The sequence below is a fragment of the Streptomyces sp. NPDC034085 genome (genome assembly GCF_055575555.1).
On record NZ_JBVISL010000009.1, the window covers coordinates 25,265 to 52,115 of the forward strand.

General features: G+C 74.3%; 21 protein-coding genes. 10 read left to right on the top strand and 11 right to left on the bottom strand.

The features are described from left to right. Positions 1–40: 40 nt before the first annotated feature. The 7 genes from ACZ501_RS26630 to ACZ501_RS26660 form a co-directional block, all read right to left on the bottom strand. Positions 41–1,411 carry a sensor histidine kinase gene (locus ACZ501_RS26630; RefSeq protein WP_468798779.1) on the bottom strand — a complete coding sequence of 457 codons (1,371 nt, stop codon included), beginning with the start codon at positions 1,409–1,411 and terminating at the stop codon, positions 41–43. After that, on the bottom strand, positions 1,408–2,133 hold the full coding sequence (locus tag ACZ501_RS26635; RefSeq protein ID WP_468798782.1) for a response regulator transcription factor: 726 nt from the start codon (positions 2,131–2,133) through the stop codon (positions 1,408–1,410). Before ACZ501_RS26635 ends, ACZ501_RS26630 begins: the two co-directional genes overlap by 4 nt. Before the next feature lie 9 nt (positions 2,134–2,142). Beyond that, positions 2,143–2,691: a hypothetical protein gene (locus ACZ501_RS26640; protein ID WP_468798785.1), complete on the bottom strand. Its 549-nt coding sequence runs from the start codon at positions 2,689–2,691 to the stop codon at positions 2,143–2,145. 140 nt (positions 2,692–2,831) lie between these two features. Continuing rightward, a complete protein-coding gene (locus ACZ501_RS26645) occupies positions 2,832–3,536 on the bottom strand; it encodes a TlpA family protein disulfide reductase (RefSeq protein ID WP_468798788.1) in 705 nt (234 codons plus the stop codon). After that, the gene (locus ACZ501_RS26650; protein ID WP_468798790.1) at positions 3,533–4,288 is read right to left on the bottom strand and encodes a thioredoxin family protein; all 756 of its coding nucleotides are present in this window, start codon (positions 4,286–4,288) and stop codon (positions 3,533–3,535) included. Before ACZ501_RS26650 ends, ACZ501_RS26645 begins: the two co-directional genes overlap by 4 nt. 286 nt (positions 4,289–4,574) lie before the next feature. Then, positions 4,575–5,066, bottom strand: coding sequence for a hypothetical protein (locus ACZ501_RS26655; RefSeq protein ID WP_362462498.1), 492 nt, complete (start codon positions 5,064–5,066; stop codon positions 4,575–4,577). A gap of 261 nt (positions 5,067–5,327) precedes the next feature. Beyond that, entirely contained in the window at positions 5,328–6,275 is a 948-nt protein-coding gene (locus ACZ501_RS26660; RefSeq protein ID WP_468798792.1) for a CAP domain-containing protein, read from the bottom strand. A gap of 319 nt (positions 6,276–6,594) precedes the next feature. Here ACZ501_RS26660 and ACZ501_RS26665 point away from each other — a divergent pair, with 319 nt between their 5' ends. The 3 genes from ACZ501_RS26665 (at position 6,595) to ACZ501_RS26675 (ending at position 8,295) form a co-directional block, all read left to right on the top strand. Further along, a complete protein-coding gene (locus ACZ501_RS26665) occupies positions 6,595–7,248 on the top strand; it encodes a DUF7691 family protein (RefSeq protein ID WP_468798794.1) in 654 nt (217 codons plus the stop codon). Positions 7,249–7,339: 91 nt separating this feature from the next. After that, positions 7,340–7,699, top strand: a complete 360-nt coding sequence (locus ACZ501_RS26670; protein ID WP_468798796.1) for a hypothetical protein — start codon at positions 7,340–7,342, stop codon at positions 7,697–7,699. Between the two features lie 11 nt (positions 7,700–7,710). Further along, positions 7,711–8,295 (top strand): HEAT repeat domain-containing protein, encoded by a 585-nt coding sequence (locus tag ACZ501_RS26675; RefSeq protein ID WP_468798797.1) that lies wholly within the window; start codon positions 7,711–7,713, stop codon positions 8,293–8,295. 135 nt (positions 8,296–8,430) lie between these two features. On the opposite strand, the gene ACZ501_RS26680 is transcribed toward ACZ501_RS26675, so the two are convergent. Beyond that, a complete protein-coding gene (locus tag ACZ501_RS26680; protein ID WP_468798799.1) occupies positions 8,431–9,738 on the bottom strand; it encodes a hypothetical protein in 1,308 nt (435 codons plus the stop codon). Next, positions 9,735–14,537, bottom strand: a complete 4,803-nt coding sequence (locus ACZ501_RS26685; RefSeq protein WP_468799214.1) for an RICIN domain-containing protein — start codon at positions 14,535–14,537, stop codon at positions 9,735–9,737. The genes ACZ501_RS26680 and ACZ501_RS26685 overlap by 4 nt, the downstream gene beginning before the upstream one ends. Before the next feature lie 897 nt (positions 14,538–15,434). Between ACZ501_RS26685 and ACZ501_RS26690 the strand changes: the two genes are divergently transcribed. Both ACZ501_RS26690 and ACZ501_RS26695 read left to right on the top strand, forming a co-directional pair. Further along, complete coding sequence (locus ACZ501_RS26690) at positions 15,435–16,310, top strand: glycosyltransferase family 2 protein (RefSeq protein ID WP_468799216.1); 876 nt, start codon at positions 15,435–15,437, stop codon at positions 16,308–16,310. A 131-nt stretch (positions 16,311–16,441) separates the two neighbouring features. Next, positions 16,442–17,233 (top strand): hypothetical protein, encoded by a 792-nt coding sequence (locus ACZ501_RS26695; RefSeq protein WP_468798800.1) that lies wholly within the window; start codon positions 16,442–16,444, stop codon positions 17,231–17,233. Between the two features lie 51 nt (positions 17,234–17,284). Here the strand turns inward: ACZ501_RS26695 and ACZ501_RS26700 are convergent, their stop codons facing one another. Beyond that, entirely contained in the window at positions 17,285–17,542 is a 258-nt protein-coding gene (locus tag ACZ501_RS26700; protein ID WP_468798802.1) for a zinc finger domain-containing protein, read from the bottom strand. A 320-nt stretch (positions 17,543–17,862) separates the two neighbouring features. On the opposite strand from ACZ501_RS26700, the gene ACZ501_RS26705 reads away from it, so the two are divergent. The 3 genes from ACZ501_RS26705 to ACZ501_RS26715 all read left to right on the top strand — a co-directional run bounded on the left by ACZ501_RS26705 (position 17,863) and on the right by ACZ501_RS26715 (position 20,039). Beyond that, positions 17,863–18,504, top strand: coding sequence for a hypothetical protein (locus ACZ501_RS26705; RefSeq protein WP_468798804.1), 642 nt, complete (start codon positions 17,863–17,865; stop codon positions 18,502–18,504). A 108-nt stretch (positions 18,505–18,612) separates the two neighbouring features. Further along, entirely contained in the window at positions 18,613–19,206 is a 594-nt protein-coding gene (locus ACZ501_RS26710) for a TetR/AcrR family transcriptional regulator (protein WP_468798806.1), read from the top strand. Beyond that, the gene (locus tag ACZ501_RS26715; RefSeq protein WP_468798808.1) at positions 19,203–20,039 is read left to right on the top strand and encodes an alpha/beta fold hydrolase; all 837 of its coding nucleotides are present in this window, start codon (positions 19,203–19,205) and stop codon (positions 20,037–20,039) included. Before ACZ501_RS26710 ends, ACZ501_RS26715 begins: the two co-directional genes overlap by 4 nt. A 27-nt stretch (positions 20,040–20,066) precedes the next feature. Here ACZ501_RS26715 and ACZ501_RS26720 read toward each other — a convergent pair whose 3' ends face one another. Continuing rightward, positions 20,067–21,557, bottom strand: coding sequence for a lipase/acyltransferase domain-containing protein (locus ACZ501_RS26720; RefSeq protein ID WP_468798810.1), 1,491 nt, complete (start codon positions 21,555–21,557; stop codon positions 20,067–20,069). Between the two features lie 20 nt (positions 21,558–21,577). On the opposite strand from ACZ501_RS26720, the gene ACZ501_RS26725 reads away from it, so the two are divergent. Together ACZ501_RS26725 and ACZ501_RS26730 are read left to right on the top strand one after the other, a co-directional pair. Beyond that, positions 21,578–23,824: a hypothetical protein gene (locus ACZ501_RS26725; RefSeq protein WP_468798812.1), complete on the top strand. Its 2,247-nt coding sequence runs from the start codon at positions 21,578–21,580 to the stop codon at positions 23,822–23,824. Then, entirely contained in the window at positions 23,805–26,825 is a 3,021-nt protein-coding gene (locus tag ACZ501_RS26730; protein WP_468798814.1) for a hypothetical protein, read from the top strand. The genes ACZ501_RS26725 and ACZ501_RS26730 overlap by 20 nt, the downstream gene beginning before the upstream one ends. The last annotated feature ends 26 nt before the right edge of the window (positions 26,826–26,851 follow it).

Below are 26,851 nucleotides of genomic sequence, written 5' to 3' on the forward strand. Positions count from 1 at the left end.
CCGCCGCGTTCCAAGTGAGGACGTCGTGCCGGCGCCCGGGCTACCGGCGGCGGCGGGGGAGGCGGGGGGTGCGGGTGGGTGGGGGTGGGGTGGCCAGGGCGAAGGTCACGGTGATGCGGGCGCCGCCCAGGGGGCCGGTGCCGATGTGCATCGAGCCGCCCGTGGCGCTCGCCGCCCGCTGTGCGATGTCCAGCCCCAGCCCCGTGGACCCGGTGCTGCTGCCGCGCGAGAGGGCCAGGTCCGGCTCGGGGATGCCCGGTCCGCCGTCCTCCACGACCAGCTCGACGGCCTGGGCCGTGCGCAGGACCTGGACGCCGAGCGGGGTCCCGGGCGCCGTGTGCCGGAAGACGTTGCCGATGAGCGCGTCCACCACGGCGGCGATGTCGTCGTCGGAGAGGCCGACGGCCGTGGGCTCCTGGGTGAGGTCCAGGGCGCAGGAGCGGTTCTGCTGCTCCGCCAGCACCGACCAGAAGGCGGTGCGGCGGCGCACGACCTCGGCGGCCTCGCAGCGCGGGGCGGAGGGCGGGCGGCCCGGGGCGGTTTCCGTCCCGAGCATGCCCTGGCCCATCGGGCCCACGGCGAGCGGGGTGCGTGCCGCCGCGATGATGGCCCGCAGCTCCGCCTCCAGTTCGGCGACGGCCGCCTCGACCCTGGCCGACTCCGGCGTACCGGCCATGCGTTCGGAGGCCAGGTGCAGGGCGGTCAGCGGGGTGCGCAGCCGGTGGGACAGGTCCGCGACCAGTTCCCGCTCGACGGCGAGCAGCTGCGTCATGCGGTGGGCCATCGCGTTGAAGGCGACGCCCGCGTCCCGTAGCTCCCTGGGGCCCATGGGGTCGACGCGGGTCTCCAGGTCACCCTGGCCGAGGGCGTGCGAGGCCTGCGCCAGCCGCCTGGAGGACCGTACGACCTTCGCGCCGAGGCGGTCGGCGACCAGCACCGAACCGGCGATCAGTCCCACGGCGAGGAAGGCCATGACCGCCCACGACTGTGCGACGCCGCGGGTCAGTTCCGCCTCGGGGACGAAGTTCTCGATCACCGCGACCCGGTCGTCGGCGAGCACCACCGGCTGCAGGCAGATCCAGCCGTCCGGGATCTCCTGGGAGATGGACTCCCGGCCCCGCTGGGCCCGTTCGAGCAGGGCCGCGGGCGCCCGGGACGGGCCGAGGGCGCCGTCGTACGGGAGATGGACGACCAGGCGCTCCTCGGCGTCCAGGCTCGCCGCCGACTCCCGCAGGGCGGCCGGATCCGTGGTGAGCGTGAGCACCGGCGCCAGGGCGGCCGCCTGCTGCTCGGCCGCGGTCACGCCCTGCTCCTTGACCAGCGACATCACGAGGGCGGCCAGGGGTATGAGGAAGGAGAGGGCGACCATGGAGGTCACGGCGAGCGCCACTCCGGCCAGCGAGCGCCTCACCTGGGGGCCACCAGCTTGATGCCGACGCCGCGCACCGTCAGCAGGTAGCGCGGAGCCGCCGCGCGCTCACCGAGTTTGCGGCGCAGGGACGACAGGTGCACGTCGACGGTCTGGTCGTCCACGTACGGCTCCCGCCACACCTCGGTCAGCAGCCGGCGCTTGGAGACGACCTGGCCGGTGTGGTGCGCCAGGAACGCCAGCAGGTCGAACTCCCGGCGCGTCAGCCGCAGCTCCCGGCCCGCCAGGTACGCGGTGCGCGCCCCCGGGTCCACCGCCAGCTCGCCGACGGTCGTGGGGCGCAGCGGGTCGGCCGCCGGCGCGGCCGGGGCCCCGGCCGCGGCGCCGGCTGCGGGCGGCACGTGGCTGGTGCGCCGCAGGACCGCCGAGAGGCGCGCGATGAGCTGTCCCCCGGAGAACGGCTTGACCAGGTAGTCGTCGGCGCCCGCGTTGAGCAGTTTGATGATCTCCGCCTCGTCGTCGCGGGCGGTGGCCACCAGCACGGGCACGGACGATATGCCCCGGATCATGCGCAGTGCGTCCCCGCCGTCCAGATCGGGCAGCCCCAGGTCGAGGACCACCGCGTCGACGGGTGTCTGGGTGACCTCGCGCAGCGCGCCGAACCCGTCGCCCACGCTGCGCACGGCGTACCCGTGCTCCGCCAGGACCTCGATCAGTGACTGGCGGATGCTGGGGTCGTCTTCCACGACCAGGACGCTCGGCATGCGGACACTCTAGGGGGCGTCGAACACCGGGCCGTCGCCGGTGATGCGCAGGCGTACGGGACGGTCGGCGACGGGGATGGTGCAGCCTTCCCGGGTGCTGCAGCTGGCGTAGCCGAGCAGGACCGTCGCCTCGCCGGTGCCATCGGCGCGGACGGGCAGGGTGGTGGTGACCGGGCCGTCGGGGTAGACGGGGACGGGGGCGTCGACGCCGGGCAGGCGGATCGGGTGCACCGCGGCGGTGGCGGCGAGCTCGCCCGCCGGCTTCAGGGATCCGGCGACGGCCACGGCGGTCGGCCGGCCCACGCCCTCGACGCCGGTGGCCGGCAGATCGGTGCTGTAGAGGTGGAAGCCCGGTTTCTCGGGGGTGAAGACGGCGGTCAGTGTGCCCTTGGAGGCCCGCCAGTCGGAGACCGACAGGGTGACGGTGACGCCGTTCTCGGAGAACCGGGTGGTGGGGACGGCGTCTGCGCTCCGGTCGGGTTGCTGTCCGCATCCGGCGAGCGCGGTCACGGCGGCGATGGCGGCCGCTGTGGCCGTGGTGGCCACTGCGGCCGTCATCCGGACCGTCCGGGGGTGCCGTACGTTTCGCGGGAAGGCGGAACCGTTCATGCGTGCCTCGTCATCTCTCTCGTCCATCTGTGCACGTACGTGCCGAGCGACGCGGTGACCGTGGCGGCGAGTACCCCCGGGGCCGGCCGTCACGGCGCCGGCTCCGGCCCGCGGTCCTGCGGCTGCGCCGGCTCCGGTGGCTGGTCCTGCGGTCGCTCCGGCTCCGACGCCACGCGGGCGAGCAGGGGCCGCAGTTCCTCGGCGGTGACCGCGCCCCCGATCCCGGCGGCGATGCGGCCGTGCCGGTCGATCACGAGGGTCGAGGGGATCGCCTGCGGGTCGAGCAGTCCGGGCGGGAAGCGGAGCAGCAGGTCGCCCTCCGGATCGTGGAGGCTGGAGAAGCCGAGGCCGTGCGTACGGACGAACGACTGCGCGGCCGCCCGGTCCCGGTCCCGGGTGTTGATCCCGAGGAACGCCACCCCCTGGCCCTTGGTCTGCCGGCTCAGGCGCTCCAGGTCGTCGGCCTCCGCCCGGCAGGGCCCGCACCGGGAACGCCATACGTTGACCACGACGACCTGGCCCCGGAACCCGGCGAGGCTGACCGGCTTCCCGTCCAGGTCGGCGCCGGCCAGCGTCGGCGCGTCCTGCCGGGTGCCGGGGGCCACGACGCCCGCCGCGGCGGCCGTGCGTACCCCGCCGGGGGCCGCCCGCCCCGCCGTACCGGGCGCGTCCGCGCGGCCGCCGTCGGCGTCGGCGTCGCCGTCCGTGGTGAGCCCGGCGAGGACGAGCGAGGCCGCCACCGCGAGTCCGGCCAGGGCCGGTACGGCGGCGGAGCGCAGGCGCGGTCGTCTCATGACGCCCATGTGCGCAGGAAGGAGTTGATGCCGTCCGAGGTCAGCGAGGGGTTGCCGGTGACGTGGGTGTCGGTGAGCACCTTGCCGGAGGAGGAGACCGCCACCAGGACGGGCATGGTGTAGGTCCCGCCGGAGGGGCTGTACGTGCGCAGCAGTGCCGAGTTGGCGGGGCTGCCGCCGCCGATGTCGATCTTGACGAGGTGGTAGTCGGCGCCCAGGATCGACGCCGTGGCCGGCTGGGCGAACACCTTGTCGGCGGCCTTGCAGTTGCCGCACCAGTTGGCGCCGAAGTCCAGCAGCACCGTCCGCCCGTCGGCCTTGGCCGCGCGCAGCGCCGCCTCGATCTGCTGCCGGGCGTCGGCGGAAGCGTCGTATCCGGGGCCGGGTATGCGCGCCGACGCGGGGGCGGTGGAGGCCTCGGGCTTGCCGCCGGCGGTGGACCCGCTCGGCGCGCGCGAGGGGGTGCGTGAGGGGGTGGGCGAGGACGCGGGCCGGGTGGCGGCGCTCGCGGAGGGGAAGGCCGTCGGGGACGGTGGGGCCGACGCGGTCGGGGACGCCCCGGCGGAGGCGGTCGCGGACGCCGTCTCCGACGGGAGGGACCGCGCGGACTGTCCGGCCGGTGCGGGCGCGGCGGATCCGGCGGGCGGGGACGACGGCCCGCAGGCGGTGGTCAGCCCCGCCGCGACCAGGGCCGCGGCGACGAGCGGGAGGCGCATCTTCAGGGGGGCGGCGCAGCGGACGGGTCGGAGCATGCGAGAACTCATGGCGAAGACACCCCAAGTCACGGTTCGGGTCGCGGGAAGGCCGAGAACGCCTTCCGGCGCGGTGAATCCGGCGGCCCGACGCCGCGCCGGGCGTCGCGTCCGGCACGTTCCGGCGCCGAGGGCCGCTCGGCTGACGCGAGCATAGGTCGGCTCGGCGCAGCCGGAACCCCCTCGGAGCGATCTTGAGGTTGCCCTAAGGAAGAGCTCACGTTCCGCTTCGCCGGAACCCGGAGGGAACGGACGTATCCTCCGGCGGTGGTGAGGGGGGATCCGGTCAGAAGGAGGTCTCGCGGACGCTGGCCTTCGCCGACGGGGTGATCGTGGCCGTGACGACCGACTGGTGGCCGTCGCCGCTGAACGTGACCGTGAGGGTGTCGTCCGCCGTCTGCGAGGTGGTGGCCTTGAAGCCGCGGCCGGGGATCGCGGAGATCAGGCACACGCCCCGACTGCCGTACCGCACGGTGACCTTGCCCCCCTGTGCGGGGATGCTGTGCAGGCCGGCGCCGCCCTGCCCGCAGTCGACGGTGTCCTTCGTGTCCGTGTTCCGCGGGGCCGCCGACGTGGCCTTGACGGGGGTCGGGGCCGCGGAGGACGGCTTCGGCGACGTGCTCGGGGAGGCGCTGACGGAGGGGCTCGGGGACGGCGCGGCCGGGGAGGAGCTCTCCGCCGTCCAGGCCGGGGGCGTGTCGATGACGGTCGGGGCAGACCGCGCGACCGGGGGCGTGTGCCGGGTCGTGCCGACCACGAACTGGACCGTGGCGAGCACGGCAGTCACGCTGGCGGCCGTGCACGACAGCCATATGAGCAGGTAACGCGGAATACGAGGCACCGCCCCATAGTGGCCGACGCGCGGGCGGCTCCGTCACCGCCTCCCCCTTCGTTCCGGTTCCGGTTCCGAGGGCCCGTTCCGGGTCCCGTTCCTCCGGCCGGTTCCGGGAACGCCGACGTCCTCCGTACCCCTTGACGGGGCGGAGGACGTGGCCGTTGGGGGGTGTGCGTACGGGGGCGTACGCGGAAGGAGGACCGGCTACCTCGGGCTGCCGAAGTTCTGCGTCCACCAGGGGCCGCCGTCGCCCTGGTGGACGCCTATGCCGATCTCCTTGAAGGAGCAGTTGAGGATGTTCGCCCGGTGGCCGGAGCTGTTCATCCACGCCTTCATGACCGCGGCGGCGTCGGCCTGGCCGCGGGCTATGTTCTCGCCGAGGCCGGACCAGGCGTAGCCGGCCGCCTCCACGCGGCTGGTCATGGTGGACCCGTCGGGACCGGTGTGCGACATGACGCCGCTGCGGGCCATCGTGTCGCTGTACGCGCGGGCGGCGTTGCTCAGCTTGGCGTTCGCGGTCAGCGGGCCGCACCCGGCGGCCGCCCGCTCCTTGTTGACCAGGGAGAGGACCGCGGACTCGGCGCCGGCGTCGACGGTCCCGCCGCCGGAGCCCGAGCCGCCGGAGCCTCCCGAGCCGCCCGAGCCGCCGTTCGAGCCGCCGGAGCCACGCGATCCGCCGGAGCCGCCGCTCGAGCCGCCGGAGCCGGAGCCCGAGCCGCCGCCCGTGGCCGCGGCGGGCTTGCCCGCGGGCTTGTCGGCCTGGGTCGGCGCCGAGCCGTCGCCGCCCGTGTCGCCTCCCGCCGCCGGCTTCGCAGGAGTGGGGGATCCCGAGGAGCCGGCGGCGGGCGCACCGGACGGGCTCGTGCTCGCCGAGGCCGAGGCCGAGGCGCTCGCGGTGGGCGCGGGGGCGTCGGTGGTGGCGGAGGCGGTGCCGACGCCGCCGGCCGCGCCCGAGGTCCCCGACCCGGTCTTCGTACCGGCCGTGTCGGCCCGCCGGTCCGTACGGGTGTCACCGCTGGAGTCGGCCACCGCCACCCCGACCGCAACCGCCGCGGCCGCCGCGGTGACCCCGAGCACGATGCGGGTGCGCACCGCCTTCCGCCGCCGCGCCTCGGTACGGGGCGACGTTTCGGGAGTTCGGTTGCGGCTCATGCCGGTAACACCTCACAAGAGAAGGGGACGAGGGGACTCCGCCGAGCTTAGGTCGGTGATCAGCCGAAATGGCAGCCGGGAAGGCCACTTCACGTTCCCTTAAGGAAGCCCGCAGGGAGGTCACAGGGAACTCATCGGTGAGACCTGGACAATCCCCGCAACCCGCCCCGGAAGCCTGACGGCCGCGTCGCCCTGCTCCCTCCCCAACGGGTATGTCCCACTGGGGGATCCGCGCCCGGTCACATCGAGGCCGTCGCACCTGAGCGGCGTTGTGGTCCCCTGCACCGGGGATGTCAGTGCCCTTTGGCAGCATGGCCCCATGAGCAAGGTTGTGAACTACAGCATGGCGAACCGCGGCGAGGTCATGCGCTTCGTGCCCGCACGGGACCTGACCGCCGACGAAGCACGACGCCTGGGTTCCATGCGGGACAGGGCACAGGCGCGTCAGGACAGTCTCGATCGCCAGGGCGTGGACTGGGGGCTGTCGGTCCCGGACGCGCTGGAGGAGCTGATCGCCGGTCGGGCCGACTCCTCCGCCGACTACGCCGGGTGCGCCTACTACGCGGCCCTCCAGATCATCATCGACCACAACGCCAGCGACAGCGCCACCCTGGCGAGTTACCGGAGTCCGGTCACCTTCTTCTCGGCTCTGGACGACGCGCTGCGCGCGGAAGGCGTCCCGGCAGACCTGCTGCCGTACCAGTACGTCTTCAGCGGCCCGCCCTCGGAGATCGCCTTCCACATTCCCCACCCCCTGGACGGCTCACCGGAAATCGGGTGCTGGCCGCTGGTGAAGGCAGGGCCCGCGGTGGATGCGTACCGGGCGGTGCTGGACCGAATAGACGCCGACCTCCGGTACGACCTGGAGGAGCTCATCAAGGCCCTTGACGGCTGGGCCTCGGAGTGGAAGGAGGGCCAGGGCGCCTGGTGGTGGGCCGAGGACGGCTCGATCTTCTTCTCGATCACCGGCTGACCGACTGAACCGGCTGACCGACGGAGCCAGCGCCCCCGGGCGGCCCGCATTCGGTGCCGGCCCGCGGGCCGACGGAGGGTGAGGGGCTGTGGTGTCGCAAGGTCAGGCTGCGGACGAGGACCGTTGGGCCAACTGGCCGGAGGCGTGGGCGGGCGCGGACTGCGACGTGCGCGCGGTCCTGGGCGCGATCCCGCGGGGGGCCAAGGACGGGTTCCGGTACGACGGGATCCCGTGGAAGCGGTTCCCGCACTTCTACGGGCCGGGCGATGAAGTCCCAGGTCTCCTCAGGATGCTTGCCCACGACGACGCCGAGAGCGCAGGCCGGGCGCTGCGGCGCCTGTGGACGACCGTGCACCACCAAGGCAGCACGATCGAGGTGGCAGCGCTGGCAGTGCCGTTCCTGCTCCGGATCGCCGCGACCGGGCACCCGGGCTCCGAGCGGAAACGTTGACCCTGGTCGCGGTGAGCGGACGCTGCCAGCACCTCGGCGACGGTACGCGTGAGGGCCTCCTCCGGGTCGCCGAGGACCCGCTCGTGATCGGCCCTGTGGACTGCCCGGTGGACTGGACGATCCAGGCCGCCCGCGACGCCATCACGAGCGACCTGCACCTGCCGCTGTCGCTGCTCCCCGACCCCGATCCGGACGTCCGCTCAGCGGCCGCCTTCGTCCTCGCACTGGCGACCGGTGGGGTGCCGCGCATCTCTTCCGCCCTGCACGACCGGCTGGTCGTCGAGGACGACCCGGCGGTCCAGGTCAGCCTGGTCCTGGCGATCGCGCAACTCGCCCGCGAACACCAGGACGGACCTGCTCGCGACTGGGTGCGGGACCTGTGGTCGGATCCCGGCCGGCCGCCCCATGTCCGCATCGGCGCCGGCCTGGCCTGGCTGTGCCTGGTCGACAGCCCCGCCCCCGACGAGCTCCACGCCCTCCTCACCGACCCCGGCAACCGCCGGCACCGTGACCTGTTCCAGCAGGTGCCCTGGATCGCGCCGGTCGACCGCGACGACGGGCTGCGCCGCTGCATCCACGACATGCTCACGCCGTAGATCCCCTGATGCGGTCCAGAAGGACCGGTTCGCCTTCGGGCGGCGGCATGGTGGCGAACCCGAGGGGCCGGGAAGCGGCGAGCGCCCCTCCGGGGAGGAGGGGCGCTCTGGGTACAGCCGGGTCGGGCAGGTGCGTCAGGTGCGCTGCACCAGGTGGTCGACCGAGAAGAGGAGGTGGTCCTCGCTGTACTGGAAACGGCCGGCGAGGGTCTCGTAGCGGGCGTACTGCTCCTCGGTGAGCGGCAGCCGCAGGAGTTCCACCGTGCGCAGGAGCAGGCGGAACCCGAGGTCGGGGTCGACCCGGGTGACGACCTGTTCCAGTGCCTCCATCACCGTGGCGCCTTCCAGGGGGCGGAAGGCGGGGCTGATCACCGTTCCCGCGGCGAGGGGCGTCAGCTCCCTGACCTCGCTCAGGACCACGTCGACCGCGTCACCCGCGTGGGTACCGGTGGCCGGAACCGCCGGCACGTAGGCGGGTGCGACCGCGGTGAGGTGCTCCTCGCACACGTCCGCGACCTGCTCCAGCCACTCCCGGCCGCCGACGCCGTGCGCGTCGATGCTGTGGCCGCGGTCGGTCGCCGCCAGCCACAGCACGGTGACGGTGTCGTCGGACAGGCCGGAGTCGAGCATCCGGCGGGTGTCCTCCAGGAGGACGGCCGCCTCGGAGCCCGGGGGCCGCTCGTAGCCGTCGCCCGTCACGGCATGCGCGACGGCCTCGTGCGGGGTGCGGTGGTGCCACCCCGCCGTGAACAGCCCGGCGAGCCGGGAGAGTCCGAAGTCCCCGTCGACACCCTGCCGGGAGCTGGTGCTGACCGGCGGCCAGGTGATGGCGAGGCCGTCGTGGACGACGGCCGGCGGGAAGCCGAACCGTGCGCCCAGTGCCTGCAGGCGGCGGTACCGCTCGTACGGAACGGGCACGGAGTGCGCCTTGAGCGCCCGCAGGGCCAGGCGCATGCCCACGTCGCCGTCGGCGCCGGTCACCACCTGCTCCAAGGCGTCGACGAGCTCCGGGGCCGTGGCCGTGGCGCGCAGTTCCGCCACGACCGCCTGGCACAGGTGCGCGTCCCGCACCGGCCGCACCGGCGGTGGAGCGTACGGGGGCTTGTCCCGCCGGAGCCGCGCCGCGGCCACCTCCGAGATCCGCTCCAGCCAGCCGCGGCAGGTCATGCCGTGGTCGGCCGGGTCGAAGGCATGGCCGGTGGAGGCCAGCCACACCGTGCGGAGGACTCGATCCGGGAGCTCGGACGCCAGCAGCCGGCGGGCGTCCTCCTCCAGTTCGACGGCTTCCCCACCCTCGGACCGGTCGGCCAGCTCCTCCGCGTACCCGAGGGCGGCGGCCGGGCCGGTACCGGAGCCCGCACGGGTGATGCGTTCGGTCAGGGCGGTCAGACCGAAGTCCCCGCCGTAGCCGAGTTCGTCGTACGCAGGACGTCCCCGGGTCATGGAGCCACCCCCGTGGGGAACGCGGTCATGATGGCGAATCCGCCGCGTCCGTTGTTGTGACCCTCCACCTTCATCAGCTTCAGCCTGACTTCGTTGCCGGCGTCGGTGATCGTCACGCCGTCCGGGTGGTACGTCTTGCCCAGGGACGGATATTGGGTCCAGCGCCCCGTGATGTCCAGGACCACATCGCCTTCCCTCGCCCTGGCGACCTTCTGTTCGAACTTCTTCCACTTCACCTTGTCGAAGACCCGCTGGCCGTTCTTCACGGTCATGAAGTAATCCGCAAGGACGCGGTCGATGGCCTGCTGGGCGATCTCCTGGCTGGTCCACACCGAGTTCGGCATGCCCTTCTTCCGGGCCAGGTCGAACGCCTCGGCCGGAGTCGGGTTCACGTGCTCCTTGAGCGCGTGCATCTCGCCCGAGTCCTTGTACTTCTTGAGGCTCGGCAGGAGCTCGTCGCCGAGGTTGATGCAGTTGTGCACGAGCACGTCCGACGCCCGTGCGCCTTCGGCGCGGACGTAGAAGGTGTGCAGGCCGCTGACCGTGAGGTCGTAGACCTGCCGGGACGCCGCGTCGGTGCCGCCGCGTACCCCGGCCACGACGATCCGCTCCCCGTTCGGGCGGAGCAGCCGGTCGCCCGGGCGCAGCTCGGAGGCCACGATCCATCCGCGCTTCTCGGCGTAGACCTTGTGGCCGGGGGTGGTGTCCAGGCTGCTGCCGTCGGCCAGGCCGATGGTGACCAGCCCGTCGGCCGCGTGCTGGAAGGTGTCGGTGACGGGCTCGGAGCGGACGGCACCGGTGACCGGGTCGCCGGCCAGTACCGCGTCACCCACGCGCAGGGAGCTGATCGGGCGGTGTGATCCGTCGGCCATGAGCACGGGTGTGGCGGCCGGGAAGCTGTTCGTCTTGCACGAGGTCAAGACGGATTCGGCCATGTTGGCCTCGTACTCGATGGCCGCCAGCGCCTGCGGGTTGATCCTCAGCGACCGCAGCCCCCGCAGGGCGTCGGCGATGCCGATTCCGGTGCGCATGGCGGCGTCGACGGCGGTGATGCCCTCGGCGATGGGCCTGAGTATCTTCCCCGAGAACAACAGGGCGACGTCCACGGCCGCCCAGGCGCATCCGCCCCAGCTGCCGCTCTCACCGCCGGGCCACTTCTGCGCGCACTTGATCCAGTGCCCGAAGAGGATGTCGATCGGGTCGACGCCCGACTGGTACTCGCCGATCGAGATGGTGTGCGTGATCTCCTGGGACAGCTCGTCCGTCGGATACTCGCCCAGGTACATGGTCTCCTCGGAAGGACACCTGCCGGTCGACGGGTCCGGGGCATCCGCGGTGCACAGGTACAGGTCGAGGAAGGCCTTGTACCTGATCTTGATGGTCATCGTGCAGTCGCCCTTGTAGAAGAGCGCGTCGATCCAGCCCTCGCAGCCGGCCGTCTTCTTCAGGGTCTGGGTGTCGCCGATCTGCTCGGTGCGGCTGATCAGGTAGAACATGCTGCCGATGGACGCACCGGTTCCGTCGAGGACCGTGCCGGTGTCGATCTGCTTCGCCTTGGCGGCCTTCTCCGCCCGGTCGGCGGCTTCCTGGGCTTCCCTGGCGTACTTGTCGGCGTCCTTCGCGGCCTGTTCGGCCTCGGCAGCGGCGACGCCGGCGCGGTCGGCGGCCTCGCGGGCGGCCTTCGCGTCCTGTTCGGCCCGGGTCGCCGCGGCGCGGGCCGCCGACGCGTCGAGGGCCGCCTGGTCGGCGGATGCGCGGGCCGCCTTGGCGTGGCCCTCGGAGCGTCCGGCTGCCTGGTCCGCGGCCACGGCGTCCGCTGCGGCCTGGCCGGCGAACTCGGTGCTGCGGGCCAGCGACGCGGTGGCCAGGGCTGCCGACTTCGCGGCGTCCGCCGAGTAGCCGAGGGCCTCCTTGGCGTAGGTACGGGCGTCCGAGGCGTGCTTGGCGGCGTTCGCGGCGTGCTGGTACGCGGCCTTCGTGTCGCCCTCTGCCTGGTCTGCGATGACCTTGGCCGAAGCGGCCTCCTCCTGCGCGTTCTTGGCGTGGGCGTCGGCGATGGCCTTCTGCTGTTCCGCGATGCTCTTCGACGCCTGCCCGCTCAGCACGACCAGCCCGGCGGCCGAGTCGGTGCTGACGTACGGCGAGCCGAGCTGGACGGCGTCGTTCGCCGGCTTGGCGACCTGGGCGGCCGACTTGCCCGCGTCCACCGCGGCCTGGGCGGTCACGTACGCGTAACCCGCCGCCTTGGCGGCCGCGGCCCGGGCCTTGCCGGCCTCCACGCTCGCCTTGCCCGCCTCGGTCTTGGCCGTCTTGGCCTGCGCGTCCGCCTCGTTGGCCTGGGACACGGCCGCCCGCGCGTCGAACGCGGCCCGCTCGGAGGCGGCGATCGCGTCGGCGGCCGCGCTGGTCGCGGTCCTCACCGCGGCGTCCGCCTTCAGCTTCGCCGCCTGGGCGGCGTCGGCGTCGGCGCGCGAGCGCTTGGCCGCCGCCTCGGCGCGGGTCGCGGCCGCATCGGCCTCGGAGGCGGCCTTCGTCGCCGCGTCGGCCTCGCCGCGCGCCTTGCCGGCCGCCGTCTCCGCCGCGGTCGCGTACGTGTCCGCCTGGTCGGCGGCCGCGCGTGCGGCGGTGGCCTCCGTGCCCGCGTCGAGCGAAGCGGCGTAGGCGGCCTTGGCGTCGGCCTTGGCACGTGCGGCGTCGGCCTTCTGCTCCGCTTCCCAGGCGTCGTCGCGCTTGGCCTTGGCGGTGTCGCGGGCCTTGACGGCGCCGTTCTTCCGCTCGACCGCGGTCGCCTCGGCGGCTTCGGCCTTGGTCCTGGCGTTGGCGGCCTTGGTCGCCTCCGCTTCCGCGTTCTTCTTGTGCTGGGCGGCCTCGCCCTGCTTGGCGGCCGCGGTCTCCTTCTCCTTCTTCGCCGTGGCCTCCTCGGCCTCGGCCGCGAGCCGCTTGGCGTGGGCGGCGGCGGCCGCCGCCTTGGCGTCGGCCTCCGCCTTCAGCGCGTCGCCGAGCTTCGCCTTCGCGGTGTCCGCTTCCTTCTTGGCGTTGTCCCGGTGGGACTTGGCCGAGTCGGCGGCGGCCTTCGCCTGGAGCTCGGCCGTGTGCGCGGCCTCCCGGCGGAACTCCGCCTTCGACTGCGCGGCCTGGGCCAGAGCGCGCTGCGCGATGGTGTCGCTGTCCGCGCCGGAGGCACGGGTGGCCGCCTCGGCGGTCTCGCCCGCCTTCACCATCGCGTCGAGCGCCGCCACCGAACCCTTGGTGACCTGCGCCTTCTGCTGTCCGACCAGCAGGCCGCGGCCCCGCGGCGCACCGGCGGCGTCAGCGACGGCGTAGGCGGCCTGCTCGGCCGTGTCACTGGCGGTGGCGGCCTTCTTCGCCGCGGCGGCCTGGGCCTTCAGGACGTCGAGCTGCTTCTTGGCGCCCGTCTGGGCGTCCGTGACGGCCTTCTTCGCCTTGTCGAACTGCGCCTTCGGCGGGACGGGACCGGTGTTGCCGGACGGCTTCACGTCGAACTGCTGCGGGCCCGACGCGTTGCAGTCCCACAGCCGCGCGTCCACGCTGTTGTCGAACTTCGGCAGGTCCACGCACTTGCCGGTGCCGACGCTCTTCAGGGCGGTGGTGGCGCGCAGGTTGTACTCCCAGGTCTGTGCCGGAGAGCTGTTGCACGTCGCGATCTGGATCCTGGTGCCGTTGGCGTTCTTGTTCGCCGCCACCTCGAGGCACTTGAACGACTTGGTGTTCCGCAGGTGCAGTCCGTGGTCGTCGCCGAAGAGCTGCCAGGTCTGCGCCGCGCCGCCGTTGCAGGTGTACACCTGTACGGGTGTGCCGTCGGCGGTGCCGCCGCCCTGTACGTCGAGGCACTTGCCGCTCGCGGCGTGCGCCTGGATCGTCGTCGGGCTCTCGCCGACGGCACCGACGCCGCCGGGGGACCAGTAGTCCTGGAAGCGGGTGGCGTGGTCGGCGACCCACGAGTGGCCCAGGAGTTCGCCCAGGGCCTTGGCCCCCGCGGTCAGGGACTGGGTGGCGTTCTTGTTCGCGGCCAGGATCTGGTTCCGCTGCGTCTGCTGGGAGGCGACCTCCTGCTGCCACTCGGCGGCGGCCGTCTCGGTGATCGCGCCCAGCACCTTGTCCGGATCCATCGGGTCACGCCAGGCGCAGGAGGCGAAGCGGGTCTTCATGTCCTCGACCGCGATGCGGTGCTCCGCCGTCCCCGCCTTGGGGGCCGTACGGGCGAACCCGCCGGACGCGAGGAACATGCGGGCGTTGTCCGCGCCCGTGGGCTCCGGCGACCAGTCGGTGAGGTACTTGTACGCGTCGCGTTCCGCGATCGCCCGGGTCCAGGCGTCCCCGGTGACCTGCTGGGGGTCGGGGTCCTTGCCGTAGAGGGGTCCGCCCAGGTTCTTCACGGCCGTGACGGCGGGCCCGGACGCCTTGGGCGTGGGGTCGTCGTAGAAGTCGCTCTCGGACGTCCAGAACCGGTCGGCGGTCCACTTGCTGAGCCCGGTCTGGGCGTAGAAGTCCTGCTTGCCGTCACCCGGAGAGCCGGGCGGCCAGTGGAAGTCGGCGTCGTTGATGCCGCCCGGGGTGGTCAGCCCCTCCAGGGGCTTCTTCCAGGTGTCCCGGAGGGAGTTGAGCGCCGTCAGGGCGCTGTCCGCCGCGTCCCGGTCCTTCTGGTAGGCGGTCGCGAGCGGGGTCTGCTGCCAGTGCTTGCGGTCGGCCAGGACGTGGAGCTTGTCCTGCGGCTGGTTGAGGCCGTCCTGGGCGACCTGCGCCATGGCCGGCCCGCCCAGGCGCAGGACGTCGGCCATCAGGCACTGGTCCTGCCGCCACTGCTCGGCGGCGGTGTCGTCGAGCCAGTCCTCGGAGCTGCCGGCCGCGGCGGCGCGCAGTGCGTTGGCGCGGTCGAGCACGTCGGGCTGGACGGCCGCGCTGCCGAGGAGGGCGAGGGCGACGAGAGTCGCTGCGGCGGGCGCCAGCAGTGCGGACGAGCTTCGGGGTCTGCGCCTTTGGGGGAACAACCCTGGTCTGGGGCTCAAGAGAGCATTCCTTCGTGTTCATGACGTACGAAGGCGGTGAGGGCGTTCCCGTCCGAGGAGGCGAAGGCAGAGCAGCATGAATCGGCCACCACCGTCCCGGTGCGGGGACGGTGGGAAGCGGGCACGGCGGACCTGTGCGGCGTGTCCGGTTGGCCGATGTTGCGGCATGACGAAACCACCCCTCCCCCCGTGGGCGGCACTGTTCCCCCGACCGCCGGCTGGTGGTGCGCGGCATGGCGAGGTGGTCAGCTCCGCCGGGCGCGCGGCGCTCACTATAGGCACACGTCAAGGCACGGGAGCAAGGGAGTTGGGGATCCGGCTCGGCGAGGGGCGGCGGTCGCCCGCCAGGCGGAGGCCGGGGCGCGCCGCCGGTCCTGGCGCCTGGCCGGGGCACGGCGGTGCGATGGGCGCGTTCGCGCCACCGGCCGGACCGGAGGTGCGGCGAGGCCGTCGTGGCGTCTGCGAGGCGCCAGGGGCTGTATTCGGCCAGGGGGAGCTTCTCGCCGACAGCCCGGCACCCTGGTGCGGGGACCGCGGTGGCGGCCCTCCGGCTCTGGGAGCCCGAGGGCTCGCCGAGGAGACCGCGGTGCCCCTTCTCTCGGTCCGGTCCCGGGCGTCGGCGGGGGTACGCTCGCCGTCGACCCGGTGCCGAAGGAAGTGGTGGTGCTCGTGACCCGGCCGCGTGTGGGTGTCGCCGTGCTGACCATGGGCGACCGGATGCCCGAGCTGCTGGCCCTGCTGGCTTCGGTGGCCGCGCAGGACGAAGGCGCCACCCGGGTCGTGGTCGTCGGCAACGGCACGCCGCTGCCCGGTCTCCCCGAGGGCGTGACCGGGGTGGAGCTGGCGGAGAACCTCGGAGTGTCCGGCGGCCGGAACGTCGCCTGGCACCGGCTGCGGGAGTTCGGGGACGTCGACGTCCTGGTGGACCTGGACGACGACGGCCTGCTCGTCGAGGCGGACGTGTTCCGGCGGATCGCCGACCTGTACGAGGCCGAGGCCCGGCTGGGCATCGTCTCCTTCCGGGTCTCGGACGAGACCGGCGCCACCCAGCGCCGCCACGTGCCCCGGCTGCGCGTCGGCGACCCGATGCGGCGGGGCCCGGTGACGACCTTCCTGGGCGGCGGCCACGCCCTGTCGATGCCGATGCTGGAGGAGACCGGGGGCTGGCCGGACGCCTTCTTCTTCACCCACGAGGAGACCGACCTGGCCTGGCGGGCGATCGACCGGGGCTGGGACGTCCTGTACGAGCCGCAGCTGGTCCTCCAGCACCCGAGGACGTCCCCGGCCCGGCACGCGGTCTATCACCGGATGACGGCCCGCAACCGGGTCTGGCTGGCCAAGCGACACCTGCCCGCCCCCCTCGTACCGGTCTACCTGGGTGTGTGGGTGGCCCTGACGGTGGCCCGTACGCGGTCCCTGGCCGGGCTGCGGGCCTGGTTCGGCGGGTTCGCCGAGGGCATTCGCACCTCCGGCGGCCCCCGGCGCCCCATGCGGTGGCGGACGGTGTGGCGCATGACCCGGCTGGGCCGGCCCCCGGTCGTCTAGACGACGGGGGTCTTCGGAAGCCAGTCCGGTGCGTACGAGGTGCCGACCTGGCTGTTGCCTCGGACGGCCTCCGGTCGCGCGCGGGCGGACTCGGGCGCGACTCCGGCTCGTCAGCGCAATAGCCTCAGCCTGTGCCCCACAGCCGCAGACAGACCGAGCAGCCTCACCCCGCCGAGCTCCCTCGCGCCCAAGCACTGCTGGACCGTACGAACTGGGCGTCGCTGGCCACAGCCTGCGGGACCGGCGAGGCCCTGCCGGCGGCGCTGGCCCTCCTCACCGACCCCGACCCGGTCATCAGGAGGTCCGCTCTCCAGGATGCGCTGGAACCCGTGACTCATCAGAACAGCATCTACGGGGCCACAGTCCCCGTGGCGCTCTACGTCGCGGCGATCCTCGGCCATCCGGCCATCTCGGCGGGCGACGGCAACCCCGGCGTCGAGACGCAGAACCGCCCGATGCTCGTGCAGTTGCTCGGCTGGCTCGGCGACACCGCCTACGACGCCGACGATCGGTGCGTGGCCGCCGCCGGACGCTTCTGCGATGAGGAGGACGAGGAGATGCGTGCGTTCCGGGACGCACGTCCGGCGATCTTCTCCGCCGTTCAGGCCTTCCTCGATCATGACGACGCCGACGTGCGCCACACCGCTCTGGTCGCTGCCATCCCCCTCACGGAGCACCCCCTCCTCACCCGCCACCAGGCAGATCTGGCCGGCCACGCCCGCCGCCTCCTGGACACCAGCACCGACCGGCGCCACCGAGACCGTGTCCTGGACGCGCTGAAGACCTGGGGCCACGACACCACCGGGCTGGAAAACGCATCCGACACCGCGGCCCGCGAGCACCACGCCCGTCTCAGAGCCGCCCGCGCTTCCTGGAACGGCAGCTGGACAGGCGGCGGATACAGCGACGACCCGCCGTTCTGACTGGTCCGTGCCCGCAGAGCCACGCAGCCGGCGCTTCGACGGCGAGCACGGTCATCGGACCACCGCCGCGAGAAGGGCCACTGGCCCGGTCTGCTCAAGCCGGGCGCGGTGCGCCCGGCGGCGCGCGGCGTGCACGCTCCTGCGGGCCAGGCAGAGCTCGCCGGCCGGGACGTGGCACGTGGGGCAGGCCTCGGCGAACGGGCCGTGCCTGAACCGCCGGTGCGTCTCGTACGCGGCGTCGAGCATGGCGTCGAAGCCGGTGAGCGGGCGGGCGACGTTGGCTATCGGGCCCGTGAGGGTGGCAGTCATGGTGGGGCATCTCCTACGTCGAAACGGCTGATCCTCTTACGGTTCCCCGGTTCCCGCAGCTCAGACGAGGCGCTCGGCGTTCCCCAGTCCCCGGTCCCCGGGTACGGACGCGGGCGGCCGAGGACACGGCAGTTGCGTGTGGTGCTCGCACTGCAAGGCCCCAGTGCCCGGGGAGGGCTGTGTCAACCGTGACAAGTGTCATCGGTCTCCGGTGAATCCCGAACGGGGATCCGTCACTTCTGTCACTGAGCCCGGCGCGTACGGCCCCGGAGACTGGGAGCCGGCCCGTGTCGGGGTCCGCGTCGTAAGGAGGAGTCCCCGTGGCCCATGGTGAGGTCTGTCCCGCTGCGCAGCTGGAACTCGTGCCCCGCAGGACGGTACGGGGATGGCTGCGGGACATGCTGCGCGACCTGTTCGGGTGGGTCGCCCGCAGGCCGCTGAGGCTGCCGGAGGGGCATGAGGCGGTTCCGCATTCCGCCGACGTGCGGATGGCGGTCTGGGCCGTCACCGTGGTCGACCTCATCAGTGGTGTCGTGGTCGATGCGATGGTCCCGCCCGCCTACCGGCTGCTGCACCTGGTGTGGGTCGTGGCCGTTCTGGTGCTCTCGCTCGGGTCCTGCGCGATGACGGTCCGCGCCCCGCACGTCATCGACGGGACGGTCCTGCGCCTGCGCACCGGGCCGCTGCGGGAACTGGTCGTCCCCCTGCACGCGGTGGCGGCGGTGCGCAGCGCGCACGGCGCCCATACCGGCCACGGGCTCCGCCGGGTACTGGACGACGGTGAGGCGGTGGCCTGCTCCGTGAGCAGTGCCACCACCCTGGTGCTGGACCTCGTACATCCCCTTCCGGTGCCGTTCCGCAGGGGCGGCGCCGTGCCGGCCCGGCGCGTCTACTTCGCGGCCGATCAACCGTCGGCGGCGGCCCGGCTCATCACCCGGGCTGCCGCCGCGGCGAAACCCTGACTCGCTGGCGGCGCCCGCGCGTCTGGGGGCGGTGAGCCGCCCGGTCGCCGCTTGTTTGCCTAGGGCCCCTAGGTTATAACTAGGAGCCCTAGGAACGGTGGAGGGCGCATGGGGCGGGCAGGGTTGACGGTTGAGCGGGTGACGGTCGCGGGGGCCGAACTGGCCGACGAGGTCGGGTTCGAGCAGGTGACCATGTCGCAGGTGGCGCGGCGGCTCGGTGTGAAGGACGCGAGCCTCTACGGCCACGTCCGCAGCCTGGAGGATCTGCGCGGGCGGATCGCGCTGCTCGCGGCGGACGAGAAGACCATCCTGATCGCGGAGGCCACCGCCGGGCGGGCGGGCAGGGACGCCCTGGTCGCGTTCGCCGACGCCTGGCGCGAGTACGCCCACCGCCATCCGGGCCGTTACGCGGCGACCCAGGCACCGGTCCGGATCGACCCGGTGCTGGCCGCGCAGGCGCCCGGGCCACGGCGCGCGGTCGAGCTGACGTACGGCGTGCTGCGCGGCTACGGGCTCACCGAGCCCGACCTGACCGACGCGGTCCGGTTGTTGCGCAGCACGTTCCACGGGTTCGTGGCCCTGGAGGCCGCGGGCGGGTTCGGGCACGAGCGTTCGCCGCAGCACTCCTGGGTCCGCGCCCTCGACGCCCTGCACGCCCTCCTGGAGCACTGGCCCCCGTCCCGAGAAGGAGACTCCGCATGACCGCCCCGAGCACCGGCAGCCTGCGCGTGAACGGCGCCACCCTGCACTACGAAGTCCGCGGCCGCGGCCCGCTCCTGCTGCTGGTCCCCGGAGGGGCGGGCGGCGCGGCCTCCTTCGACGGCATCGCCGACGGCCTCGCCGCCGACCACACCGTAGCGACCTACGACCCGCGCGGCATGTCCGGCAGCACCCTGGACGACCCCGCGGCCGAGCAGCGCGTGGCCGAGCACGCGGACGACGCGCTGCGGCTCCTGGACCTGCTGTCGCCCGATGCGCCCGCCCGGGTGTTCGGCGCCAGCTCCGGCGCGATCACGGCCCTGCACCTGCTCACCACCTCTCCCCACCGCGTGGAACGGCTCGTGGCCCACGAACCGCCGCTGGTGGAGGTCCTTCCGGACGCCCCCGAACACCGTGCGCTCCTCGCCCGGGTGCAGGAGACGTTCCAGACCGAGGGGCTCATGCCGGCGATGGCCGTGTTCGCCGCTGGCCTGAGGGGGGACGGCGACACCGCCGGGCCGGAGGCCGGGGTCGAACTTCCGCCCCAGGCGGCCGCCCGGGCCGAGCGGACGATGGCCAACCTGCCGTACTTCCTCGGCCGCATCGTGCCCGGCTTCATGTCGTACGCCCCGGACGTCCGCCGCCTGGAGGCGCTGTCGGACCGGCTCGTGCTCGCCGGCGGCCGGGACTCGGTCGGCGAACTGCCGTACCGGCCGGCCGCCCTCCTGGCCGAGCGCCTCGGTACGGAACTCCTTCACTTCCCCGGCGGGCACACGGGATCGACCACGCACCCCGCCGGGTTCGGCGAACTCCTGCGGAAGGCGTTCCGCCCGTAGACCGGATCCGGGGCCCCTCCCCCGGGCTCAGGCCTCCGCCTCCCCCACCGGCTCCCCCGGGCCGGCCGACATGACCAGCTGGGTGATGTCGAAGCCGTCCGGGGTCCGGACGTCGATGCGGTAGAGGCCGGGGGCCGGGGCGGTCGCCGTCGCCGTGGCGGTGCCGTCCTCCCAGGCCAGGGTGAGGGGGGTGGGGCGGGCGGGGGCTTCGAGGTCGGTGAGGTGGCAGGTCAGGCCGCTCAGGGTGTCGACGTCGGTCAGGCGGAGCTTCCACGGCCGGCCCGCCTCGACCAGGTCGGGGGCGCTCAGACCGCAGCCGGCTTCGCCCTGCGGCGGGCCGGGGTTGATGTCGTCGCGGACGATCTCGGTGACGGCCTCCAGCGCGGTCTGCGCCTTCGCGACGTCGCCGTGCTGGAGCGGGAGGTGGGTGACGACGTCGGTGAGGACCGCCGACTCCTTGTAGACGGTTCCGTCGCCGTGGACCCGGAAGTACCGGACGCGGTCGTGCCGGTCGCGGATGAACGTGCCGTCGGAGTTCTGCCGCGCGCCGTCGAGGTGCGCCTCCACCGTGCCGCCGCTGATGGTGAGGCTCTGCCAGGTCGGCTGGTTGACGCCGACGACCGAACGGTGCCCGGGCAGGGTGATGTTCCGCTGGCCGTGGTGGAAGCGGGCCGCGTCCCGTGCCAGTTCCGCGCTGCCGCCGATGGCGGCGACGTCGCCCGGGGTGAGGTGGCGTACGTCGTCCCCCGCGCGCAGGCTGCGGTACTGCGGCAGCAGGTCGTGCAGACCGGGCATGGTGGCGCAGATCGCCCGGAGCTTGCGGTGCGGCAGCGGTACGGGGGCGCCCCGGCCGGTGGCGAGGATGACGGCGGCCTTGACCGAGCCCTGGAAGGGCGTGCCGAGGGTGATGACGCCCCGGGTGTCGGCCTGGAGGTCGCTGTCGTAGCCGGGGTCGAGCGCGGCCCGGGTGACGAGCCCGCCCATGGAGTGGGCGACGAAGACGAGCCGTCCCTCCCGCTGGTCGGTGCGGTGGCGGCGGGCCCGGGCGTGGGCCGGGTGGCGGCGCCACGCGGTCAGGTGGAGGCGGGCGGCGTCGGCCAGGAGGCGGCCGTTGGCGGCGACGGGCAGGCGCCAGTCGTAGGGGAACTCCAGGATCGCGGCGTCGTCGGCGACGCTGGTGCGGATCGTGTCGACCAGGTCGGTGTACGGCTCGCTGCCGGCGAGGTAGGGGGTCCAGGCGGAGTGCTTCAGCAGGCCCGTCGCCTCGATCCGGCCGGTCTTGCCCGCCAGCTCGTCCTCGGTCATGGCCAGGGACTTCAGGCCCGAGGGCGTGGTCCAGGCCTTCAGCAGCCAGGAGACGCCGCCGATGCCCCAGAGGTGCCTGCCGGTGGCCGTGTCGCGCAGGGTGCTGCCCATGATGCCCGGTACGACGACCACCGCGTCCTGGGTGACGTGGTCGGGTAACTCGTCGGCGGGGAGGGGGTGCTGGGGCTGGTGCCGGTGCCGGTGCTCGTTCATGGGAGTGAAGAATAGGGAGCGTGGACGGGCATCGGGGCGAGATCGGCTTAGCGGACGCGGTGGAGGCGGCCGCACCGCCGGCGGTGGCGCAAGCCGCGCCGGTGGCGGAGGCGGCTGCGCCGGTGGCGGAGGCGGCTGCGCCGGTGGCGGTGCCAGCGCCGCCTGTGGTGGCGGAGGTGGCGGAGGCGGCCGCGCCGCCTGGTGTGCTCGCGCCGCCCGTGGTGACCGCGCCACCCGTCGGCAGCCTGTTCGTGCTGCCGATGGAGGACGGGACGGAGGCGCTGCGCCAGGTCCTCGGTGCCCAGTTGGAGGCGGTGTCCCTGTGGTGGGAGCGGCCGCCCCCGCACGGGCCCGGCTTCGTCAGGATCGCGCCCGGCGAGCCGGTGGCCGGCCGTCATGACGTCGAGCGCTTCCTCGCGGCGTCGGGGATCAGGGACGCGGAGCCGGACGTACCGCTGGTGCTGTACGTGACGGGGCACGGCCTCACCTCGGCCGCAGCCAAGCACTTCGCGGTGCTGCGGGACACCGACACCCACCGGCTCCTGGCCACGGGGCTGCGTACGACGGAGATCGTGATCGCCGCGCTCGACTCGCACGCCCGGGACGTCCTGGTGATCGTGAACATGTGCGAGTCCGCCGACATGGCCGGGGAGCTGCTGGAACTCACCCGGGACCTGGACACCGCGCGCACCACGCACGCCACGCTGAACGTGCTGACCACCGCGGCGCCCAAGATGCAGGTGAGGGGCGGGGAGTTCGCGCTCGTCCTGCGCCGGGCGCACGAGTGGCTGCGTACGGCCGGCGGGATCACCCGCCGCTACCTGACGATGGACGAGTTCAGCCGCGCCCTCTACCAGGCGGCGCAGGCGGTCGGCGCGGAACTCGGCCGGAGCCTGTCCCTCGACTGCCGTCCGCTGATGGGCGGCAAGCTGCACGTTCCGACCCCGGCCCTGCCGAACCCGGGCTTCCGGCCGGAGCGGGCAGCCGTGGAGGAGAGCCGGCAGGAGGTGGCGGCGTCCCTGGAGGACCTGGGGTACTGGCTGGAGAAGGCCAGCGGCCGCACCGGCGCCGAGGACACCGGCTGGTACTTCTCGGGCCGCAGGCGCCTGAACGCCTCGGTGGTCTCCTTCCTGACGGGCCCGCCGGGGATCCTGGTCGTCACCGGCATCACCGCGAGCGGCAAGTCGGCGATCCTGGGCCGCGCGGTGACCTTGAGCGACGCGACGTTCAGGGCGTCGGCCCTGTTCGCGGCCGCCGTCGGCCACTGCCCGCCGGAGACCGTCCCGGACCGGGGCGCCGTGACCATCGCGGTCACCGCGCACCACCGGGAGCCGCTCGGGCTGCTGAAGGCCGTCGCGCAGAAGCTGGGCGTGGCCCCGGACCCGTCGGGCCGGGACCAGCTGAGCCGCTGGCAGCTGGGGCTGCGCCGGTACCTCGGCTCGCCCGGCCCCATGGTGACGGTCGTCGTCGACTCCCTGGACGAGGCGACCGACCCGGCGGCGGCGCTGCACCAGGTGCTGGTGCCGCTGGCGGGGCACCTGTCGGGCGCCGTGCCGTCCGCCGTGCGGTCTCCTGTGCGGCGCGGGGTACGGCTGGTCGTCGCCGTCCGCAGCAGCGACGGCGCCGGCGAGGGACAGGACCTGCTGGGGCAGCTGCGGGAGGCGCTGCCCGGCGCGGCCGTGCTGCGTACCGACGACGAGGACATGGGTGCGGACGTCGAGGGGTACGTACGGGCCCTCCTGGACGGGGAGTCCGCCTGGGCGGGGCACGACCTGGCCGGGGTGTCGCGGGCGGTGGCCGGGGCGGTGGGGCGGTCCTTCCTCGACGCCCGCGTGGCGGCCGGGCAGCTGCGCGCCGCGGGGCCGCGGCTGGCGGCGGACGCCGACTGGCTCGCGCGGCTGGGGGCGGAGGGTACGGCGGGACTGCTGAAGGACGACCTGGCGAGGTCGGCGGAGGACGGCCTGGGGGCGGACGAGGCGCTGGCGCTGCTGCGCGCGACGGCGTTCGCGCAGGGGCGCGGCATCGCCTGGGGCGAGGTGTGGCCGGCTGTGGCGTCCGCGGTCCGGGGGTCCCCCGTCGAGGACGCCGACGCGAAGATCCGGGTGCTGCTGGAAGGGCGCCTGGCTGGGTATCTCACCCGTGACGTGGAAGAGGACCAGCGGGTGTACCGGCCGGCGCACGAGCGGCTGGCCGCTGTCCTGCGCGCCTGGCCTGGGGGCGGGGCGGAGGCCTGGTGGGGGGACGGAAATGACGGATGGTCAGGATGAGCCTGCCGATGGTGGTCCTGGGGCTGGAGGAACCAGCGGGACCGGCCCTACGGACGCGGCCCGCGCACCGGGGCACGACGGCGGGGAAGACTCCGCACACGGCTACGCCGACGGCCGCGGGCGCGGCAACGCGGACGGCAGCGCGGACGGCGCCGACGGCTGCGGGGACCGCTGGGCGGACAGCCGCAGGGACGGCACCGCAGACAGCCGCGCGGACAGCGGCGCGGGTAGCCGGAGGGACGGCTACGCCGACGGCCACACCAACAGCTGTGGGGACAGCTGGACCGACAGCCGCGCGGACCGCAGCCGTAACAGTTGCGCGCGGGGCCGCAGGGACAGCTACGGGGACGGCAGCGCCAACAGCCGCGGTGGCGGCTGCGGGGAAAGCACTGGTGACAACCGCGCGGACGGCGGCGCGAACGGCAGCGCGGGCAGCCGCGGGGACGGCTACGCCGAAGGCTGCGGGGACAGCCGCGGGGACACCTGCGGGGGCGGCTGCGGGAACGGCTGCGGGAACGGCTGCGGGGGCGGCTTCACCGACGGCAGCGGGGACGGCCGCACCGACGACCACGAGGACGGCAGCACCGACGACCACGGGGACAGCTACGCGGACAGCCGCGGGGACGGCCCCGTCGGCGGCGCCGGCGATGGGGATGTCGCCGTGCATGCCCGGATCGCTCGGGCGTTGGCCGAGTTGGCGGCGCCGCACACCGGCGGTGCTGACGGGAGTTCCGGTGTCACCGCGCCGCACCCCTACGTGCGCCGGTACCTCGCGCGCCACGCCCGCCTGGGCGGCGTGCTGGACGACGCGCACGTGCCGCCCGGTGTCCTGCCGTGGCTGACCGGCAGCCCGGTCCGCGGCCTGCTGGGCCCCGGCCGGGGCCGGGAGGGCCGGCTCTGGCTGGAGGCGTGGGCGGCGGTGGAGCCGTACCTGCACCGGGCGGACCACCCCTCGCGCCTGGCCAGCCTGCAGCTGGCGTACACGGCGCTGCGCCACCCCGGCCTGCCGCGCCCGCGCACCCCCGAGGACGGGGCGGGACCGCTGGCCGTGCTGTGGTCCCGGTGGGCCCCGCCCGTCAACGTCCTGGCCGCCCTCGACACCGCGGTGCGCTCCCTGACCGCGGTGCCGGGGCCCGACGGACGTCCCGCCCTCGCCGCGGGCGACGACGACGGCGGCATCGAACTGGTCGACGCGCTCGACGGCACGGCCGTCCGCGAGCGGATCGGCGCCCATGCGGGATCCGTACGCCACCTGCTCCTCGCGCCGCGCCCCGCCCAGTCCCCGCTGCTCGTGTCCGGCAGCACGGACGGCACCCTGCGCCTGTGGGACCCCGCGACCGGCCGCCTCGTCGACCAGGTGTACCGGCCCGGCGGGAGGTGGATCGCCGACGTGTGCGCGTACCGCGAAAGCGGGCACGAGCTCGCGGTGGTCTGCGTCAACGGGGACGGGAAGGTGGTGTGGTGGAACGAGCGGATGGGCCCGCAGGACCTGCTGACCCTGCCGGGGGACACGCCGCGTACGGCGACCACCGCGCTGGCGGCGTTGGAGGACCCGCCCGGACGGCCGCTGCTGGCGATCGCCGACGGGGCGTCGCTGGTGTTCCGGGATCCCGCGGCCGCGGCGGAGGTGGCGCGCTTCGAATTCCCGGGCGACGTACGGGCGCTGGCGGCGACCACGCGGCCCGGGACGGTCGCGGCCGGCCACGCGGACGGCTGCGTCACCGTCTGGGGCCCGGCCGGACAGCGCGCCACCCTCACCGGCGCCGGCGGCCCGGTGGGCAGCCTGGCCGCCCTCGCCCTCGGGGAACGCCACCTCCTCGCGGCCGGGGCGGGCAGCCGGATCGCCGTATGGGACGTCTCCCGGTGGGACACCGCCGCGAAGGAGCCGCCGGCGCTGCTCGGCGGGCACACCGCCGCCGTGACGGCGCTGGCCTCCCCCGAGGCGGGGCTCCTCGCCTCCGCTTCCACCGACGGCACGCTGCGCCTGTGGAACCGGGAGGTTCTGGAGCGGGCCCTGGCCACCGCCCGGACGCCCGCCGAGCCGGCGCCGACGGGCGGGGCGCTACTCCTGCCGGAGCCGGGTCAGCCGCACGGCCCGTCCTGGTTCGCGCTCAGCGGCGGCCGCGGCGACGTCGAGGTCCGGGACATCGCCACGGGGGCGGCGGTCGCCCGGCTCGACACCGGCCGGCCGGTGTCCGCGTTGGCCTGGGCCCACCGCAGGGAGGGCGGCGTCCTGGTGTCGGCCGGCTGTGACGACCACGGCATCCGGCTGTGGGACGCGGCCACCCGGCAGGCGTTGCCGGACGTCCTGGAGGGGCATTTCCTGCCCGTGCGCGCCCTGGCCGCCTGCACCACGGCGGACGGCCGGCACCTGCTGCTGAGCGGCGGGGACGACGAGACGGTCCGGCTGTGGGATCTGGACCGCCCGGGTCCGCTGCGGGAGTGGACCGGTCACGGCCTGCGCGTCCTGGCGGTGGCGGCCGCCTCGTGCGAAGGCGGCGGGGAGTGGTTCGCCTCGGCCGGCTCCGACGGGACCGTACGGCTGTGGGACGCGGAACGCGGTGCCGCGCTGGGCGCGCCCCTGCGCTGCGACCAGGGCCTGCTGCACGCCGTCGCCCTCAACCCCCGCCCGCTGGGCGGTGTTCCGCCGCATCTGGCCAGCGGCGGCGACACGGGCACGGTGCGGCTGTGGGACCTGCGCGAGCGCCGCCCGCTGGGCGAGCCGCTGACCGGGCACACGGCGGCGGTGCACGCCCTGGCGCTGTGGAACGCGGAGGGCCACGGCAGCTTCGTCGCCTCCGGCGCGGCCGACGGGACCATCCGGGTCTGGGACGCCGCGACCGGGCGGTGCCGGCTGCTGCTCGCGGCGGGCAGCCCCGTACGCGCCCTCGCCGCGCACCCGGCTTCGGCCGGCGGGCGCGTCGTGCTCTCCTTCGCCGGGGACGCGGGGGCCGCCGCGGTGGAGATCGACCTCGGCCGGTGCGGGGCGGGCGGAGCCTGATCACCTCCGCATGCGCCCCCCGCGTT

Bases quoted from the DNA above. Each gene is read 5' to 3' on its own strand.
- ACZ501_RS26635 (WP_468798782.1), bottom strand. From the start codon at position 2,133: ATGCCGAGCGTCCTGGTCGTGGAAGACGACCCCAGCATCCGCCAGTCA.
- ACZ501_RS26660 (WP_468798792.1), bottom strand. From the start codon at position 6,275: ATGAGCCGCAACCGAACTCCCGAAACGTCGCCCCGTACCGAGGCGCGG.
- ACZ501_RS26665 (WP_468798794.1), top strand. From the start codon at position 6,595: ATGAGCAAGGTTGTGAACTACAGCATGGCGAACCGCGGCGAGGTCATG.
- ACZ501_RS26715 (WP_468798808.1), top strand. From the start codon at position 19,203: ATGACCGCCCCGAGCACCGGCAGCCTGCGCGTGAACGGCGCCACCCTG.
- ACZ501_RS26680 (WP_468798799.1), bottom strand. From the start codon at position 9,738: ATGACCCGGGGACGTCCTGCGTACGACGAACTCGGCTACGGCGGGGAC.
- ACZ501_RS26730 (WP_468798814.1), top strand. From the start codon at position 23,805: ATGACGGATGGTCAGGATGAGCCTGCCGATGGTGGTCCTGGGGCTGGA.
- ACZ501_RS26720 (WP_468798810.1), bottom strand. From the start codon at position 21,557: ATGAACGAGCACCGGCACCGGCACCAGCCCCAGCACCCCCTCCCCGCC.
- ACZ501_RS26700 (WP_468798802.1), bottom strand. From the start codon at position 17,542: ATGACTGCCACCCTCACGGGCCCGATAGCCAACGTCGCCCGCCCGCTC.
- ACZ501_RS26640 (WP_468798785.1), bottom strand. From the start codon at position 2,691: ATGACGGCCGCAGTGGCCACCACGGCCACAGCGGCCGCCATCGCCGCC.
- ACZ501_RS26710 (WP_468798806.1), top strand. From the start codon at position 18,613: ATGGGGCGGGCAGGGTTGACGGTTGAGCGGGTGACGGTCGCGGGGGCC.
- ACZ501_RS26645 (WP_468798788.1), bottom strand. From the start codon at position 3,536: ATGAGACGACCGCGCCTGCGCTCCGCCGCCGTACCGGCCCTGGCCGGA.
- ACZ501_RS26685 (WP_468799214.1), bottom strand. From the start codon at position 14,537: ATGGCCGACGTCCTGCGCCTGGGCGGGCCGGCCATGGCGCAGGTCGCC.
- ACZ501_RS26650 (WP_468798790.1), bottom strand. From the start codon at position 4,288: ATGCTCCGACCCGTCCGCTGCGCCGCCCCCCTGAAGATGCGCCTCCCG.